Genomic DNA, 15,139 nt, shown 5'->3' with positions numbered 1-15,139 from the left:
TTTTGAAGTGCAAGTTCTGATCGCGGCGTTGATCTAAACGATCACCGTTGGTGGCCGTGCATCCTGTTTGCCAGCTTGTCGGGTTTTGATGGCAGTCCGCGTTTCTTGCTCGTTCAGGCGTTTTCGTCTGGGGCGAGCTAAGCAGCCGGCCACTTCATTGAGGGAGGTGGTCGATTGGGTGGATAGAGGCCGCAAACGGATTTCGCCATCCTCATAGGTGACGCTGAGCTGGGCGCCCGGTACCAACCGCGCGGTCTGTCGTATGACCTTGGGGATGACCAGCCGTCCCTTGCTGGAAAGAGTGGTGATGCTCATAGCGCCTCCGTGTGAGACGAACGGTAAAACATTTCGTGTCTGGCGGCAAATCGAGGTCTGTATCAGCCGCCTTCACCCACCGGCGTGAGCAGAGGTGCGCCCGTGGGCACGAGTTTTCCTCGCCGTTCTGGCTCGCGTACAGCTTGCAGGCCCTGGAGAGCCAGCGCTGCCCTAGTCGCGGCTGCGACGTTTATTTGCCTGCAGGCTTGCGGGCGCTGGCCGTGCTTGCGGCGGTCGTCGTGCTGGCCGGCGCCGCCGGAACCAGCGCCAGGGCCGCGGTCACGCGGGCCTGGTTGATCCGGGCCAGCCGGGTCAGGCCGTCGCCGCTGGCCTCGCCCAGGCTGTAGCTGAGGGTGGCCGCGTTCATGGGGCCGTTGATGCGCATGGGGATGTTGATGCCCGAGAGTTCGGCCAGCTCACCCGCGCTGGCGCGCTTGAGGCCGGGCGCCACCGTGGTGTCGAGCCAGGCGTCGACCTGCAGGCTGTCGAGGTCCAGGTCCACTTCGCCCTTGCTGGTGAAGAGTGGGGATTTGAACAGCAGGTCTTCGCTGCGCGCCTTGCCCTGCGCCAGGGTCACACTGGCCTTGAGTTCGTTGTAGGCGGTGGTTTCGGTCAGGCGCACGCTGTCGCGGCGTTCGGCGCCGCTCAGGCCCAGCTGGTCCTTGCCCGCGAGCAGGGCCTCGGGCAGGTCCAGGCCGGCCAGTGTGCCGCGCGTGAGCGCCAGGCTGGCCGTGCCCGAGAGCGATTGGCGCAGCGCCGCCAGGGTGGCGCCCCGCGCATTCAGGTCCAGGACCAGCTGGCCCTTGCCGCTGAGCGTGGCCTCGCCGCCGGGCAGCAGATCGGCCAGCAGGGCATCGAACTGCACGCCCGTGAGTTTCTGGCGCAGGCTGAGCTGGGGTGTTTCGCCCGCCGTGAGGCTCAGGCCGCCTGACAGGCTGCCGCCGTAGAGCCTGGCCACGAGGGGCTCCACGCTCAGCGTGCCGGAAGCCGCGCGCAGTTCGGCGCTGAACTGGCTGGCCTGCAGGCGCGCCACGCGCAAGTTTTCGCTGCGCAGCCTGCCGCGCAGGTTCAGGGTCTTGAGCCGGACCAAGTCCTGGGCCTGGGTGCTCTCCTGCAGGCGGCGTGTCCAGTCGCTGGCGAGGTAACGGTCCAGGTCCAGCGCGGTGGCTGTGAGGTCAAAGGTCCAGGCCGGTGACTTGAAATCCTGCAGCTGCACACGGCCGCTGAGCTGGTTGTCGTCCACGCCGGCCTTGAGGTCCAGTGTCACTTCCTGTGGGGTCAGCGCGGCCTGCAGTTTGCCGCTGGCCGTGGCCTGCAGGCGTGCGGCCAACAGGGGATGGCTGGCGTTCCAGCTGCTGTTGAGGGCTTCAAGTTGCAACTGGCGTTTCTCAGGCTCGTAGAGCAGGGGGCTGTTGCCGCGCCCTTGCAGCTGGCTGCTCGCGTTCTTGAACTCCAGGCTGGCCTGCACGTCGGCGCTGCGCCAGGCCTTGGGGCCGGCCTCCAGCGCCGCGGTCTGCAGCGTGGTGGCCAGCAGGGTCTGCTCGCGTTGGGCGCTGCCTTCGAGCTGGAGGGTGTTGATCTGCCACAGGCCCTGCGCCAGCTGCGCGCGTGCCGTGCTGAGTTTGCCTTCGAGCTGGTCTGCGCCCAGCTTGCCGCGCGTCGTGGCGCTGAAGGGCTCCAGCAGCAGCTTGTGCTGGGCCGGCCAGGCGCTGAACTTGCCGCGCCAGTCCAGCGCCAGGTCCTTGGCGCCCAGGGCCTCGCCCTGGGCATGGCCTTCCATCTGCGAGAGTTCATAGCGCTGGCTGGCGTGGTCGTAGAGCAGCTGCGCGTTCAGGCGCACTTGCAGGTCGGCCTGGGGCTGTGCCGATAACAGGCGCCCGCTGGCCTGCACCTGGCCGGCCGTGGCGTCGGCCAGGCGGCCGGTTTCCAGCTTGAGTTCGCGCAGGGAAAAGGCCTGGCCCGAGGCCTCGTCGTGGAAGTGCAGCGTGGCATCGAGCACGCGCACCTTCTCCACGGCGAACTGCAGTTCGCCCATCCAGTCGGCCGGCTCCAGCAGGTCGTCGAAATTGGTGCTGCCGTCGGGGTGGCGCAGCAGCCGCGCCTGCAGGCCGTCGAGCACGACGCGCTCCACCTGCACCTGCTTGCGCAGCAGGGGCCACCAGGCCACATAAAGCCGCGCGTTCTCGACCGATGCGAACTGGCCGTCGCCGCGGCGCTCGCTCAGGCTGAGCTTGCCGGTCTCCAGACCGAGCTGGGGGAACCAGGTGATGTGGATGTCCCCTTCGAGCACCAGGTCGCGTTGTTTGTGCGTCTTGACGTAGTCGACGATCTGCGTCTTGAAGTCATTGGCGTCGAGCAGGTAGAAGCCCAGGCTGATGATGCCGCCGAGGAGCGTCAGCACCAGCAGCAGGCTGCCCAGGGCGTGGCGCCAGTACTCCTTGGCATAGCCTTCGGCAAAAGGTGGCTTGAAGGGCAGCACATAACCCAGGCCCGTGCCGACCACCCCGTACCAGCCCAGGAAGGCGAGCTTGAGCGAACCAGGCTGCTCGGGGGCGGGTGCCGGCGGGGCTTTCTTGCTGGGCTTGCTCATGGGGGACGGGGCGTGGGGGCGGGAGGATCATTCTTGATGAAGCCGCTCCGGCCGTCTGTAAGTTGTGGTAACCAGTACCAGGGGGCCCCGCCCCGGAGGCGCTCAGGCGAGCAGGCGCAGCAGCAGGCCCAGTGCGGCCGGCAGGGCCTGCACGAAGAGGATCTTGCGGCTGGCGGTGGCCGCGCCGTAGAGGCCGGCCACCAGCACGCAGAGCAGGAAGAAGACCTGGATGTGCGTGCCCGCCGCGCCCAGGCTCAGGCCCCAGAGCAGGCCCGCGGCCAGAAAGCCGTTGTACAGGCCCTGGTTGGCGGCCAGCACCTTGGAGGCCTGGGCCTTCTCCAGCGTCTGGCCGAAGGCCTTCAGGCCGGCCGGCTTGTCCCAGAGGAACATTTCCAGCACGAGGAAATAGATGTGCAGCAGGGCGACGAGGACGATGACGATGGAGGCGAGGAGGGCCATGGCGTTCCTTCGGTTGAGGTGCGCCAGTATGCGGCGACACGCCGGGCGCTGACAAGCGATGGAAGGAGCGCCCGGGGGCTGGGCGCGCCTGTTTTCAGCGGTCCGGCCACGCCATCCACAGGATGGACAGGCCCGAGACCCCCATCACCGCCTCCATCAGTTGCAGGAAACGGTGCTCGGGCAGGTGCAGCACCAGGCGCTTGGACAGGGTGGAGCCTGCAAACACAAAGACGCCGATGACCAGGCCCTGGGCGATGGCGCGCGCGTCGATCACGCCGAGTTGGTGAAAGGTCGCGCCCTTGGCCAGGAAGACGGTCAGGGAGCTGGCGGCCTCGGTGCCGATGTAGGCGCCCTTGAGCAGGCCGTAGGAGAGGAAGAAGGGCGTGTTGATGGCGCCGGTGGAGGCCACGATGCCCGTGAGGTAGCCGATGACCGCGCCCACCAGAGCCATGTGCCACAGGCGCAGCTTGAACTGCTGGCGGCGCAGCCAGCGCCGCGCGGGGATCATGAGCAGCAGGAAGCTGCCCAGGATGAGTTCGATCAGGCGCGGGTTGAACTGCACCAGGGTGTTGGCGCCCAGCACCACGGCGGGCACGGCGGTGGCGCTGTAGACGCCGCAGACGCGCCAGTCGATGCTGCGCCACCACAGGCCCACGCGCGCCAGATTGGCCACGATGGCCACCAGGGCGATCACGGGCACGGCCTGCATGGGGCCGTAGAAGTGCACAAGCGGCGGCATCAGCAGGATGGTGGTGCCGAAGCCGATCACGCCGCCGAGCACGCCGGCGCCCAGGCCCACGGCGCAGACCAGCAGCATGGGAAGAAATTCATTCATGTGTGGCGCACCGTGCCCTCGATCACGAAACGCTTCACGACCGGCGTGGCGTCGCCGATGTGGAAGGCGCGCGCCCGTTCACGCAGCGCAACGTCGTCGGCGGTCATGCGCTCGAAACGGCGCAGGTGATCGGTCCAGGATTCGTCGACGATGTGCTCGACGTAGACCCCCGGCTGGCTCAGATCGTGCAGCAGTTCCCAGTGGAGCGCGCCGCGGCGCAGACGGCTGTGCCGGTTGTCCTCCAGCACGGCCTTGAACGCTTCGGCCTGCGCCGGATCGATGCGGTACTCGATCGTGACCAGGATGTGGCCGGAGGGCGGGGGTGTGCTGAGAACCGGCTGGGTGTACTCGCTTGCCGGTGTCAGGTCTTCCTCCTCGTGGTGGCCGGCCCAGTAGCGGCGGGCCAGGAACAGGGTCAGCATGGCGGAAATGGCCGCCACCAGCAGGCTGGTCTGCACGCTGCTCCAGGTGGCCACCTGGCCCCAGACGGCGGCGCCGATGGCGCCGGAGCCCATGAGCGCCATCTGGTACATGGACATGCCCCGGGCGCGCACCCAGTTGGGCAGCGCCATCTGCGCCGACACACTCAGGGAATTGGCCACCGTGATCCAGGCCACGCCGCCCAGGAACATGGTGGGGACTGCCACGTAGACGTTGGGCGCAAAGGCCATCACGGCCATGGACGCGGCCTGCAGTGTGGTGCCGAAGGCCACGCGCTGGTTCAGGTTCATGGCCTGGCGCAGGCGCGGCAGGAAGAGCACGGCGAGCACGGCGCCCAGGCCCATGGCGGCCAGCAGCAGGGTGAAGGTGCCGGCGCCGCCGTCGGGCAGGCCTTTGGCGATCAGCGGCAGCAGGGCCAGCACGGCGGTGCAGTGGCTGTAGAACAGGGCGATGCGCAGCAGCACGACACGCAGGCGCGCCGAGTGCGTGACAAACTGCAGGCCCACGCGCATGGCGCTGAAGAAGCGCTCGCGGCCCAGCGGGTTGGGCTTGTGCTCGCGGCGCCAGCGCATGATGATGAAACCGGCGATCACGGAAAGCGCGGCATTGAGCAGGAAGACGTAGAGGGTGCCGGCGCTGGCGATCAGGGCGCCGGCCACCAGCGGCCCGATGATGCGCGAGCCGTTCATGGCCGCGCCATTGAGGGCCAGGGCCGCCGGCAGCTGCGTGCGCGGCACCAGCTCGGGCACGATGGCGGCGAACACCGGCCAGCGCATGGCCAGGCCGATGCCATTGGCAAAGGTCAGCAGCAACAACAGGGTCGGCGACATCCAGCCCGCCAGGATGGTCACGCACATCAGCAGGGCCACGCCGGCCACCCAGAACTGGGTCAGGATGAAATAGCGCCGACGGTCCAGGATGTCGGCCATGGCGCCGCTGGGCAGGCCCAGCAGGAACACGGGCAGGGTCGAGGCGGTCTGCACCAGGGCCACCCAGATGGGCGTGGTGGTGAGCGAGGTCATCATCCACGCGGCCGCGACATCGTTCATCCACATGCAGACGTTGGCCACCAGCCAGGTGCCCCAGAGCATGCGGAACACCGGCAGGCGCAGCGGGGCCAGCGCCGACGGTGGTGGCGTGCTGCCGGGCGCAGCCGCCTCGGCGGGAGGGCGGAGGCGGAAGATGAATCGCATGGGCCGCATTCTCCTGCAAGCGGCTCAGGCCGCCGCCGCGCCGTGCGCGCGGATGCAGGTCAGGCCCAGGGCCGGCGCCTCGCCCGCGAAGGGCGCAAGAGTCAAGTCCGGGTCGCCCAGGGTCCATTGCACCGTGTGCAGCGTGCCACTCTCCAGCGCCACCACGCCCTTGAGGCGCAGCAGCCCGTGGCCGCGCAAGTCATTGAAGCGGGCTTGCAGGGCCGTGACCGAAAGGGGCGCGGGCAGCGCGATGAAGGCCGCTGTTGCGGCGTGGTGATGCGCGTGCGCGGCTGGCGTGGACACGGTTGCCGCGCGGCCGTCGCCCAGCAGCAGGGCCAGCAGCTGCGGCCAGGACAGCGAGGCTCGGGCCGACGGCGCCACGCGTGCGCGCGGGTTCAGGCCTTGCACCTCGGCCTGCAAAGTCTCGGGCGGAGCCTGGTCGGTCTTGGTGAGGATGACCGCATCGGCCGCCTCGATCTGCGCACGCGCCTCGGCCTGGGCCGCGAGCAGGGCCGCACCGGCCGGGGCGCTGGCGCAGGCCAGCACGGCCGCCAGTTGGTAACGCTCGCGCAGGAAAGGCGTGGTGTCGAAGGCCGCGATGATGGGGCGCGGATCGGCCAGGCCCGTGGTCTCGATCACCACGCTGGAAAACGCGGGGCGCCGGCGCTGCAGGCGGTCCCACCAGAGTTCGGTGAGCGCCTCTTCCAGGCCGGGCAGGCCGCTGCAGCAGATGCAGCTGTTGGACAGCAGGCGGGTGCTGTCCACCGCGCTGGCCAGCTGGCGGTCGTCAAAGCCCACCTCGCCGATCTCGTTGACCACCAGGGCCGCGTCGGCCAGCGCCGGATCGCGCAGCCACTGTTGCAGCAGCGTGGTCTTGCCGCTGCCCAGGTAGCCGGTGAGCAGCCAGACGGGGATGCGGCGTGGGCTCATGGGCGCGACGGCTGATGGCCCAGGCGCGCCGAGATGGCCTGGCCGGCCTGCGCCACCAGCGTGGCAAATTTGCGCAGGCTGGTCTTGGAGACGCGCTGCGCCGGCCCGGCCAGGCCCACGGCGGCCACCACCGCGCCACTGGCATCGAAGATGGGGGCCGCCACACCGCGCATGCCGTCCTCGGATTCCTCGTCGTCCAGGGCGTAGCCGCTCTGGCGCACCTGGGCCAGCAGCTGGGTGAGCTGTGCCTTGTCGGTCAAGGTGCGCGCAGTGCGAGGCTGCAGCTTGACGCGCAGCACATGCGCCACCACCAGTGGCGCGCTGTAGGCGAGCAGGGCCCGGCCCTCGCTGGTGCAGTAGGCCGGCATGCGCACGCCCAGGTAGGAGCGCGTGCGGATGGCGTGCGGGCTGTCGAGATTGCGCAGGTAGAGGATTTCGGTGTCGTGCAGCACGGCCAGGTGCACGGTCTCGCCGCTCTGGTCGCGCAGCGCGTGCAGATGCGGCACCGCCAGCTCGGACACGTCCATGCGCCGGCGCACCTGCGTGCCCAGGGAAAACAGCAGCAGGCCCAGGCGGTAGCGCCCGTCGACCGGGTTCTGCTCCAGAAAACCCTCGGCCACCAGGGTGCTGGCCAGCCGGTGCGCCGTGCTCTTGGCCACACCCAGGCGCCTGGCCAGCACCGTGATGCCCAACTCCGGCTCCTCCACCGTGAAGGTCTTGAGCAGGCGCAGCGCGCCACCCACCGAGGACAGGCGGCGCGTGGGCGAGGCGGCGGCCGGGGTGTTCAACGGTCGGGCTCGATCGTCATGTGGATGGGGTTCGCCACGCCCTCGCCCAGCAGGGAGCGCAGGGCCAGATCGGTCTGCGCCAGCCCGAAGCTGTGGGTGCTCATGGCCGTCACGTTGTGGCGGTTGCCCGCGATCAGCTGCAGCGCCAGCTCCACCGACTCGTAGGAATGCCCGCGCATGCCCTTGACGGTGAGGAAGTTGGCGATGATGCGGTCGCTGTCGAAGGCCGGGACCTTCTGCCGTTTCTGCCCGCCCAGGATCACGCGGCCGCGCTTGCGCGCCAGCTCGATGGCGCTCACCACTGACGCCGGTCCGCCGGCCGCGCAGTCGATCACCAGATCGGCCATGCGCCCGCCGGTGAGATCGGCCACGGTCTCCAGCAGATCCTGCGCCTCGATGTCGATGCTGTGGTGCGCGCCCAGCTCGCGGGCCAGCGCCAGACGCTGGCGGTCGGTCTCGCTGCCCAGGCCGGTGATGATGATCTGCTCGGCCCCCGCTTCACGCGCAGCCACCACGCAGGCCAGGCCCTGCTGGCCGGGCCCCTGGATCAGCACCGTCTGCCCCGGTCCGGCGCCGCCTTGCAGATAAGTCCACTCGATGCCGTTGGACAGGGGCAGGGCCAGGGCCGCATGGCGCGCCGAGACGCCCTGGGGCACATGGTGGAAGACGGTGTTGAGATGCAGATGCTGCTGCTGCGCAAAGCCGCCCCACAGACCGGGCGCGACCGATAGCGCGGTGGCGCCGTAGCGGATGCCGCCCAGACGCCAGTCGGTGGCGTTGCACAGGCGGAATTCGCCCGAGCGGCAGTACTCGCAATGGCCGCAGGGAAGGTACTCCTCCAGGGCGACCAGATCGCCTTCTTTGACGTTCCAGTGGCGTGCGGCCAGCGCGCCGATCTGCTCGACATGGCCCACGGTCTCGTGGCCCAGGATCAGCGGGCCGCGCGCGGTGGGTAGGTTCTGGTAATAGCCCCAGTCGCTGCCGCAGACACCGGTGCAGACCACGCGCAGCAGGCCGCTGGCCGCATCCGGCGCGGGCAGGGCCAGCTCACGGATCTCGGTGACGCCGGCGGCGACAGCGACCGCCGCCTTCATGCGGTGCTCCCGCTGTGCCTGGGCGCGTTGTGCTTCATACCGAGGCGTGCGGCGTGTTGGGCGCGGCCCGCAGCGCGTCCCTGGCGGCCTCGCGGAAGGCCTGACCCTCGGGCAGCACGATGGCGGCCGAGCGGATTTTCTGCACATGCGGCTCGGTGCCGGGCGGGGGCGTGCCCTTCTCGGCCAGGGCAGTGGCGGCGGCCATCAGGCGGCGGCGCGCCTGCACGATACCGCGGTCGGTGCCGGTGAGGTGCTCGCGCGTGCGGTCGGCGATCGGCCCCATGCTCTCCTGCAGCGAGGCGTCCTGGATGGCGATGCCCTCGACCCCGCTGTAGAGCTCGCCACGGCGCTGCTTCTCGCGGTCCATCAGGTAATCGTTGCGCTGGTTGGCCAGCGGGATGTAGCTGCCGGGCTCGTACTTGCAGTGGATGCCGTGGCCGGCCTGCATGGCCTGGCGCTCGGCGTCGGTCAGCGGGCGCGTGGCGTGGTAATCAAAGCTCCAGGCCCAGCAGGTCTCGTCGTCGATCGGCACCCAGAAATGGCCGTGCACCGGATGGTCACCGCGCGGCGCGATCATGGTGAAGGAAGGCATGATCCACGGCGTGATGCGCCAGTAGAGCTGGCCGGGTTCCGCCTTACGGCGCACGCCGATGAGCAGGCCGCCTTCGGTGTCCACCACCTCGAACTGCGGCTTGAGGTCCTTCATGTTGTACTCGTTGCCTTTGGCGCCCTTGAACAGGGGATCGTTGCTGAGACCGCCGCGGTGCAGGAAGGACACGTGGCTGGAGTCGATGCCACCTTCCAGCGCCTGCAGCCAGTTGCATTCCTGCAGGCGCTTGGACGTGAAGCTGTGGCTGAGGGGCACCGTGGCGAATTCCCATTCGGGCGGCGGTGGCTGCAGTTCGGGCGGACCCATGTAGATCCAGATCACGCCGCCGCGCTCGATCAGCGGATAGGACTTGAGCTTGATCTTCTCGCAGTAGCGGCTGCCCTCGGGCTCGGAGGGGACCTCGGTGCAGTTGCCGTGGATGTCGTACTTCCAGCCGTGGTAGGGGCAGCGCAGGCCGTTCTCCTCGTTGCGGCCGAACCAGAGCGAGACGCCGCGGTGCGCGCAGAACTCGTCCATCACGCCGAGCCGGCCCTGGGTGTCGCGGATGGCGATGAGCCGCTCACCCAGCAGCTTCAGGCGCACCGGCGGGCAGTCGGGCGCGGGCAGCTCCTCTGACAACAGCGCCGGCTGCCAGTAGCGCCGAAAGAGGTTGCCCATGGGGGTGCCGGCGTTGGTGCGGGTGACCAGCTCGTTTTGTTCTTTGTTCAGCATCGCGTTCTCCTGTTCCGCATAGAGGAATAGTTTTCCTTTTGGAGGAACGAAGATAGCATGAGCCCGAATGCTTCGGCAACCTAAAAAAAGCGACCCTAGGAGACTTTCATGACCCGCACCCTCTGGACCCTGGCCGCCCTGCTCGGCCTCTCAAGCAGCGCCCTGGCGCAGGCCCCGGCGGCCACCGACTGGCCCGCCAAGCCGGTGCGCATCGTCGTGCCCTACGCCCCGGGCGGCTCGTCCGACACGCTGGGGCGCATGATCGCGCAGCAGCTGCAGAACAACCTGAAGCAGACCTTCGTGGTGGAGAACCGGGCCGGCGGCGGTGGCACGCTCGGTTCGGCCCAGGTCGCCAAGATGGCGCCTGACGGCTACAACCTGGTGGTCTCGGGCATCGGCTCGCACGTCATCGCGCCGGTGGAGATCAAGGCCTTCAACCCCATGAGCGACTTCACCCATGTGGCGCTGCTGGGCGGCCCGCCGCTGGTGCTGGTGGTGCACCCTTCCGTGCCGGCCAACACGGTGCCGGAGTTCATCGCCTACGCCAGGCAGCTCAAGGACGGGCTGAGCTGGGGCTCGCCCGGCCAGGGCACGCACGGCCACCTGATCGGCGAGCTGCTGGCCAAGCAGGCCCAGTACCCCCAGACCCACATCAGCTACAAGGGCGCAGGGCCGGCTGTCACCGATCTGGTGAGCGGGCAGATCCAGGCCGCCGTGATGACCTATTCCTCGGCCAACGCCTTCGTCAAGGCCGGGCGCCTCAAGGCGCTGGCGACCACGGCCTCCAAACGCCTGGTGGATATTCCGAACGTGCCGACCTTCGCCGAGCTCGGCTACCCCGGCCTGACTTCCATCACCTGGTTCGCCCTTTCGGGCCCGCCCGGCATGCCGCCGGCGCTGGTGGCGCGCATCAACGAAGAGGTGCGCCGTGGCCTGCAGGCCGAGGCGGCGCAGAAGCAGCTGGCTTTCGAGAGCATGGAAACGCAGGACTGGGACGCCGCCACCTTCACGCGTTATGTGGCCGGCGAGATCGAGCGCTGGACGCCGCTGGCGCAGTCCATCAAGAAGCCCTGAGCCCCACGCTGTCATGGCCAAACTCCAGCTCTCGGTCGCCATGGGCGACTACGACCGCACCCGCGCGCTCTACGACGGCCGTGTTCAGATTGACGGGGTCGACCCGGTCTACATGCTGCTCAACCCGGAGGAAATGTTTTTCCGGGCCATGCGCAGCCGCGACTTTGATATTGCCGAGCTGTCCTTCTCCAGCTATCTGGTGAGGCACGCGCAGGGCGACTGCCCGTACATCGCGGTGCCGGTGTTCCTCTCGCGCGCCTTTCGCCACACCTCCATCTATGTCCGCCGCGACCGCATCAAGCGCCCGGCCGATCTCAAGGGCCGGCGCGTGGGCCTGCCCGAGTACCAGCTCACGGCCAATGTGTGGGCGCGCGCCATCCTGCAGGACGACTACGGCGTGCGGCCCGAGGACATCACCTGGGTGCGCGGCGGCATCGACACGCCGGGGCGGCCCGAGAAGATTGCGTTGCAGCTGCCGCCAGGCGTGAAGGTGGAGGCCGCGCCCGAAGGCACCACCATCTCCGAGCTGTTGGACCGCGGCGAGATCGACGGCTTCATCGGCCCGCGCCCGCCCAACCGCGTGGCCCTGCGCAATCCCAACATCGGCTGGCTGTTCGACGATCCCACGGCCGAGGCCAAGGACTACTACCGGCGCACCCAGGTGTTTCCCATCATGCATGTGGTGGGCATCCGCAAGGAACTGGCGCAGGCCCATCCCTGGCTGCCGGCAGCAGTGGTGAAGGCCTTCACGGCGTCGAAGGCGCAGGCGCTGGAATTACTGTCGGACACCTCGGCCACCAAGGTGACCCTGCCTTTTGTGGAAGAGCAACTGAAGGCGGCACGCGAATCCCTGGGCGAGGACTACTGGTCTTACGGCGTGCAGGCGGCGCGCAAGACGCTGGAGACCTTTGTGCGGCATCACCACGCGCAGGGCCTGTCCAGGCGCCTGATGGCGGTGGAGGAGCTGTTCCACCCCGCCACCTACGAGACCTACTCGATCTAGGGCCTGTACACCTTCATTTCTCAAGTGCGAACAGGCCCTAGGCTGCGGTTTCCTGGCGGGCCGCGCCGCCGTACAGATCCAGGCAGCGCTCGCGCCAGGCGTGCACCGGATCGTCCACCAGCAGCAGCGCAAAAGGGCTGCTCACGCGTGCCCACATGAAACCGCCGAAGGCCAAGTAGTCGGCATACCCGGGCTGCTCGCCGGAAATGAAGGGGCCGTGGCCCAGGGCCAGGCGCAGGGGCTGCAGCGATTTGCGGAAGGCATCGACGCGGTCCTCGCGGCCGGCCTGCAGGTCTTCCAGTGTGGTCTTGTACATCTTCTCGCGCGAAGCGCGGAAGTAGGCCTGGTCGGCCGGGTCCAGGCTGTCGTGCAGGTCCTTGAGGATCAGGCGCGCGATGCCGCCGTGGACCGTGGTCTGCGCCCAGTACTGGAAGAACCTGAGTACATGCCCCTCGGCGCCGGCGGGGATCAGGCGCGGTGTGTCGGGAAAGGCTGTGTCCAGGTGCTGCACGATGGCCCAGCTGTCGGTGACGAGCTGGCCGGCATGGCCCAGGGTGGGGATGGTCAGCTTGTCGCCGCCGCTGTGGATGCTGGGGATGTCGCCGAAGAGCACGTCGCGCACTTCAAAGGCCAGGCCCTTGTGCAGCAGGGCCAAACGCGCACGCCAGCTGTTGGGGCTGAAGTGGGCGCGTTTTGCATTTACCAGGTCATACAGCAGCATGGGCGTGTTTCCCTCAGGTTTCAGTTCGTGCGCAGGCTGCGCGTCGCAAACACCAGCAGGCAGGCGGCCAGGAAGGCGCCCAGCGCGTACTGCCAGGGCAGGTTGATGGCAAAGCCCATCTCGTCGGTCCACAGCACATAGAGGCAGTACAGGCCGAACAGGGCCACGCCGCGCATCAGCCAGGCCTGGGGGCGCAGATGACGCTCGGGGATGCGCGCGGCCAGCCAGGCGCCGCTCAGGCCGCTGAGCAGGCCGATGGCCGCGCCGACCGCGGCATCCGCCGGCCAGTGCGCGCCGACGGCGATGCGCGAGCAGGCCACGCCGAAAGCAAAGACAAAGATCCAGAGCCAGCGCAGGCGTTGCCGGGGCGCCATGGCGAAATAGATGGCGGCGGCGCCGGCGAAGGCCGTGATGCTGTGGCCTGAAGGCATGGAGGCGATGAACAGCGGTTCGCCGATGACGTGGATGCCTTCCATGCCGAGCACTTCGAGGGGGCGCGGGTTGTCGGCCACGTTCTTGCCCACCCGTGTGAGCACACCGGCCAGGGGTGCGGCGCACAGCCAGGCCAGGACGATGCGCGGCGCGCGCCACAGCGCGGGCGCGGTGGCCGCGTAGATGGCCCAGCCCGTGCCGAAGAGCGAGAACAGGGCCCAGATGCCGTCGGGCAAGACCATGAAGGCGCGATTCAGCGCGCGGAACACGGCGGGTTCGTACCAGCCCAGCCACAGGGGCGCGGTCAGTGCGGCCACGATGAAGGGCAGGGTCCAGTGCCAGGGGGCGATGCGGCGGGCGGCTACGGTGTCGTTCATGAAAACTCAGGAGGCGTCCTGGCGGCGCGGCGCGGGCTTGCCGCCCCAGCCGTGGCACAGGGAGAGGCGGAAGCGCGAGATGGGGCGTCCGGCGCGTTGCACGGCAAAGCTGTCACCGGGTTCGCAGCGTTCGAACAGGCCTTCGCCCACGGGCAGCTCGTGGGCCATCTGCGACCAGTCCAGCAGCACGGCGCTGGCGCCCAGCGGCAGGGGCCCGGTCCACAAGGTGAACTGGTCGAAGTCCGGCGCCAGCACGTGCACGGGCAGGGGGCGGGCGTACCAGGCGAAGCGGCTGGCCAGGGTCCAGTTCTGCACGGCCAGGTGGTAGATGTTGTTCTCGCGCGCGAGTTGCTGCGCGCGCGCGCCGGCCTCGTCCCAGCCGTAGAAGTCGGCGAAGGGGTTGAGCATCTCCGGCTCCTTGCTGCCGGGCGCCTCGCTGGCGATCCAGGGCGGGCCGGCCAGCAGCATGAGCACGTACATGCCCAGGGTGAACAGGGCCTGCAGGCCGCCCAGCCAGCAGATCAGCTGGCGTCGCCGGCCGGCCCACAGGGCGGCCAGGCCCACGCCGGCAAAAGGTGCCAGGGCCACCCAGGCGGGCGCCGTCCAGTGCGGCAGGCTGGAGCCGCCGCCCGAGAGATAGGCCAGCACGGCGAAGGGCAGGGCGAAGAAGGCCAGCAGCCAGGACTGGGCACGGTCCAGCTCGAAGCCGCCCAGCACCTTGTGGCGCAGCCCGAAGATGCCCCAGACCAGCAGCGGGTAGAGCAGGGCCTGGACCAGCAGGAAGACCATCAGCTGGCCGGGTTGCCAGTGGCCGCCCTGGCCGTGCTTGAGCTGGTAGGCAAAGGAGATCCACTCGTGCTGCGCGTTCCACACGAACACCGGCAGCACCAGCAGCACCGCCAGCAGCAGGGCGATCCAGGGGCCGGCTTGCCTGAGCAGGCGCGGGCCGTGGGCGGCCAGCAGGCAGGCCAGCACCGGCAGCGCGGCGAAGATGGCGGTGTATTTGGAGAGGCCGGCCAGGCCCAGCAAAGCGCCCAGCAGCAGCCATTCGGGCAGGCCCTGCGCGACGGTGTCGTCCAGCAGGCGCAGGGTCTGCCACAGGATGGCCGCGGTGAAGAGCATGAGCAGGGTGTCGGGCAGCAGGCCGATGCCCAGGATGTGCAGCACCGGGGCCAGGCTGTAGGCCAGCACGGCCCACAGGCCGGCGGCGTCGATGCTGCCCGCAGCCGGCACCAGCAGGGTGTGCAGGCGGCGCGCGGTGGCGTGGATGAACAGCGCGGTCAGCACCCACAGCGCCTCGGGGACCAGGCGCAGAAAACCCTCGGGCGCATCCAGCGCCACCAGCGGCCACTGTATCCAGCCGACCAGGGGCGGGTGGTCGTAATAACTGAGCGCCAGCCGGGCACCGTAGAGCGCGTAGTGCGCCTCGTCACCCGACAGGCCCAGCACCCAGCCCAGCACGAAGTGCAGCAGGCTGTGGCCCAGCAGGAGCAGGGCCAGCACGGTGGCAGGGCGGGGGGCGGTGAACACGGCGGATCTCGGGGCAGGACCGTGAAGTCTAAACGA

The 15,139-nt window shown here is 69.0% G+C and carries 14 protein-coding genes; 2 read left to right on the top strand and 12 right to left on the bottom strand.

Features of this window, described 5'->3' with window-relative positions:
- Positions 1 to 33 precede the first annotated feature (33 nt).
- The 9 genes from ACYVH8_RS14875 to ACYVH8_RS14835 form a co-directional block, all read right to left on the bottom strand.
- Positions 34 to 315: an AbrB/MazE/SpoVT family DNA-binding domain-containing protein gene (locus ACYVH8_RS14875; protein ID WP_460489589.1), complete on the bottom strand. Its 282-nt coding sequence runs from the start codon at positions 313 to 315 to the stop codon at positions 34 to 36.
- A 190-nt stretch (positions 316 to 505) separates the two neighbouring features.
- On the bottom strand, positions 506 to 2,905 hold the full coding sequence (locus ACYVH8_RS14870) for an AsmA family protein (RefSeq protein ID WP_460489588.1): 2,400 nt from the start codon (positions 2,903 to 2,905) through the stop codon (positions 506 to 508).
- A gap of 102 nt (positions 2,906 to 3,007) precedes the next feature.
- Entirely contained in the window at positions 3,008 to 3,364 is a 357-nt protein-coding gene (locus ACYVH8_RS14865; protein ID WP_460489587.1) for a DUF1304 domain-containing protein, read from the bottom strand.
- A 94-nt stretch (positions 3,365 to 3,458) separates the two neighbouring features.
- The gene (locus ACYVH8_RS14860) at positions 3,459 to 4,199 is read right to left on the bottom strand and encodes a sulfite exporter TauE/SafE family protein (RefSeq protein ID WP_460489586.1); all 741 of its coding nucleotides are present in this window, start codon (positions 4,197 to 4,199) and stop codon (positions 3,459 to 3,461) included.
- Complete coding sequence (locus tag ACYVH8_RS14855; RefSeq protein ID WP_460489585.1) at positions 4,196 to 5,833, bottom strand: MFS transporter; 1,638 nt, start codon at positions 5,831 to 5,833, stop codon at positions 4,196 to 4,198. Before ACYVH8_RS14855 ends, ACYVH8_RS14860 begins: the two co-directional genes overlap by 4 nt.
- Before the next feature lie 24 nt (positions 5,834 to 5,857).
- Positions 5,858 to 6,763 carry a CobW family GTP-binding protein gene (locus ACYVH8_RS14850; protein WP_460489584.1) on the bottom strand — a complete coding sequence of 302 codons (906 nt, stop codon included), beginning with the start codon at positions 6,761 to 6,763 and terminating at the stop codon, positions 5,858 to 5,860.
- A complete protein-coding gene (locus ACYVH8_RS14845; RefSeq protein ID WP_460489583.1) occupies positions 6,760 to 7,551 on the bottom strand; it encodes an IclR family transcriptional regulator in 792 nt (263 codons plus the stop codon). The genes ACYVH8_RS14850 and ACYVH8_RS14845 overlap by 4 nt, the downstream gene beginning before the upstream one ends.
- Positions 7,548 to 8,645 (bottom strand): zinc-dependent alcohol dehydrogenase, encoded by a 1,098-nt coding sequence (locus tag ACYVH8_RS14840; RefSeq protein ID WP_460489582.1) that lies wholly within the window; start codon positions 8,643 to 8,645, stop codon positions 7,548 to 7,550. Before ACYVH8_RS14840 ends, ACYVH8_RS14845 begins: the two co-directional genes overlap by 4 nt.
- 34 nt (positions 8,646 to 8,679) lie before the next feature.
- Positions 8,680 to 9,966, bottom strand: coding sequence for an aromatic ring-hydroxylating dioxygenase subunit alpha (locus tag ACYVH8_RS14835; protein WP_460489581.1), 1,287 nt, complete (start codon positions 9,964 to 9,966; stop codon positions 8,680 to 8,682).
- 108 nt (positions 9,967 to 10,074) lie between these two features.
- Between ACYVH8_RS14835 and ACYVH8_RS14830 the strand changes: the two genes are divergently transcribed.
- Positions 10,075 to 11,040, top strand: coding sequence for a Bug family tripartite tricarboxylate transporter substrate binding protein (locus ACYVH8_RS14830; RefSeq protein ID WP_460489580.1), 966 nt, complete (start codon positions 10,075 to 10,077; stop codon positions 11,038 to 11,040).
- A 13-nt stretch (positions 11,041 to 11,053) separates the two neighbouring features.
- Positions 11,054 to 12,043, top strand: coding sequence for a PhnD/SsuA/transferrin family substrate-binding protein (locus ACYVH8_RS14825; RefSeq protein WP_460489579.1), 990 nt, complete (start codon positions 11,054 to 11,056; stop codon positions 12,041 to 12,043).
- 37 nt (positions 12,044 to 12,080) lie between these two features.
- Here ACYVH8_RS14825 and ACYVH8_RS14820 read toward each other — a convergent pair whose 3' ends face one another.
- Genes ACYVH8_RS14820 through ACYVH8_RS14810 form a run of 3 tightly spaced genes read right to left on the bottom strand, consistent with a single transcriptional unit; the run spans position 12,081 to position 15,103 of the window.
- Entirely contained in the window at positions 12,081 to 12,764 is a 684-nt protein-coding gene (locus tag ACYVH8_RS14820) for a glutathione S-transferase family protein (protein WP_460489578.1), read from the bottom strand.
- A 20-nt stretch (positions 12,765 to 12,784) separates the two neighbouring features.
- Entirely contained in the window at positions 12,785 to 13,573 is a 789-nt protein-coding gene (locus ACYVH8_RS14815; RefSeq protein ID WP_460489577.1) for a phosphatase PAP2 family protein, read from the bottom strand.
- A 6-nt stretch (positions 13,574 to 13,579) separates the two neighbouring features.
- Positions 13,580 to 15,103, bottom strand: a complete 1,524-nt coding sequence (locus ACYVH8_RS14810) for a glycosyltransferase family 39 protein (RefSeq protein WP_460489576.1) — start codon at positions 15,101 to 15,103, stop codon at positions 13,580 to 13,582.
- Between the last annotated feature and the right edge of the window lie 36 nt (positions 15,104 to 15,139).

Source organism: Curvibacter fontanus (genome assembly GCF_054780335.1).
This window is presented reverse-complemented; position numbering and strand designations above follow the sequence as displayed.

What these genes read in the sequence shown, in the direction of transcription:
- ACYVH8_RS14840 (WP_460489582.1), bottom strand. Translation starts at nt 8,645, where the DNA reads ATGAAGGCGGCGGTCGCTGTCGCCGCCGGCGTCACCGAGATCCGTGAG.
- ACYVH8_RS14875 (WP_460489589.1), bottom strand. Translation starts at nt 315, where the DNA reads ATGAGCATCACCACTCTTTCCAGCAAGGGACGGCTGGTCATCCCCAAG.
- ACYVH8_RS14825 (WP_460489579.1), top strand. Translation starts at nt 11,054, where the DNA reads ATGGCCAAACTCCAGCTCTCGGTCGCCATGGGCGACTACGACCGCACC.
- ACYVH8_RS14860 (WP_460489586.1), bottom strand. Translation starts at nt 4,199, where the DNA reads ATGAATGAATTTCTTCCCATGCTGCTGGTCTGCGCCGTGGGCCTGGGC.
- ACYVH8_RS14830 (WP_460489580.1), top strand. Translation starts at nt 10,075, where the DNA reads ATGACCCGCACCCTCTGGACCCTGGCCGCCCTGCTCGGCCTCTCAAGC.
- ACYVH8_RS14870 (WP_460489588.1), bottom strand. Translation starts at nt 2,905, where the DNA reads ATGAGCAAGCCCAGCAAGAAAGCCCCGCCGGCACCCGCCCCCGAGCAG.
- ACYVH8_RS14815 (WP_460489577.1), bottom strand. Translation starts at nt 13,573, where the DNA reads ATGAACGACACCGTAGCCGCCCGCCGCATCGCCCCCTGGCACTGGACC.
- ACYVH8_RS14820 (WP_460489578.1), bottom strand. Translation starts at nt 12,764, where the DNA reads ATGCTGCTGTATGACCTGGTAAATGCAAAACGCGCCCACTTCAGCCCC.
- ACYVH8_RS14855 (WP_460489585.1), bottom strand. Translation starts at nt 5,833, where the DNA reads ATGCGATTCATCTTCCGCCTCCGCCCTCCCGCCGAGGCGGCTGCGCCC.
- ACYVH8_RS14835 (WP_460489581.1), bottom strand. Translation starts at nt 9,966, where the DNA reads ATGCTGAACAAAGAACAAAACGAGCTGGTCACCCGCACCAACGCCGGC.
- ACYVH8_RS14850 (WP_460489584.1), bottom strand. Translation starts at nt 6,763, where the DNA reads ATGAGCCCACGCCGCATCCCCGTCTGGCTGCTCACCGGCTACCTGGGC.
- ACYVH8_RS14865 (WP_460489587.1), bottom strand. Translation starts at nt 3,364, where the DNA reads ATGGCCCTCCTCGCCTCCATCGTCATCGTCCTCGTCGCCCTGCTGCAC.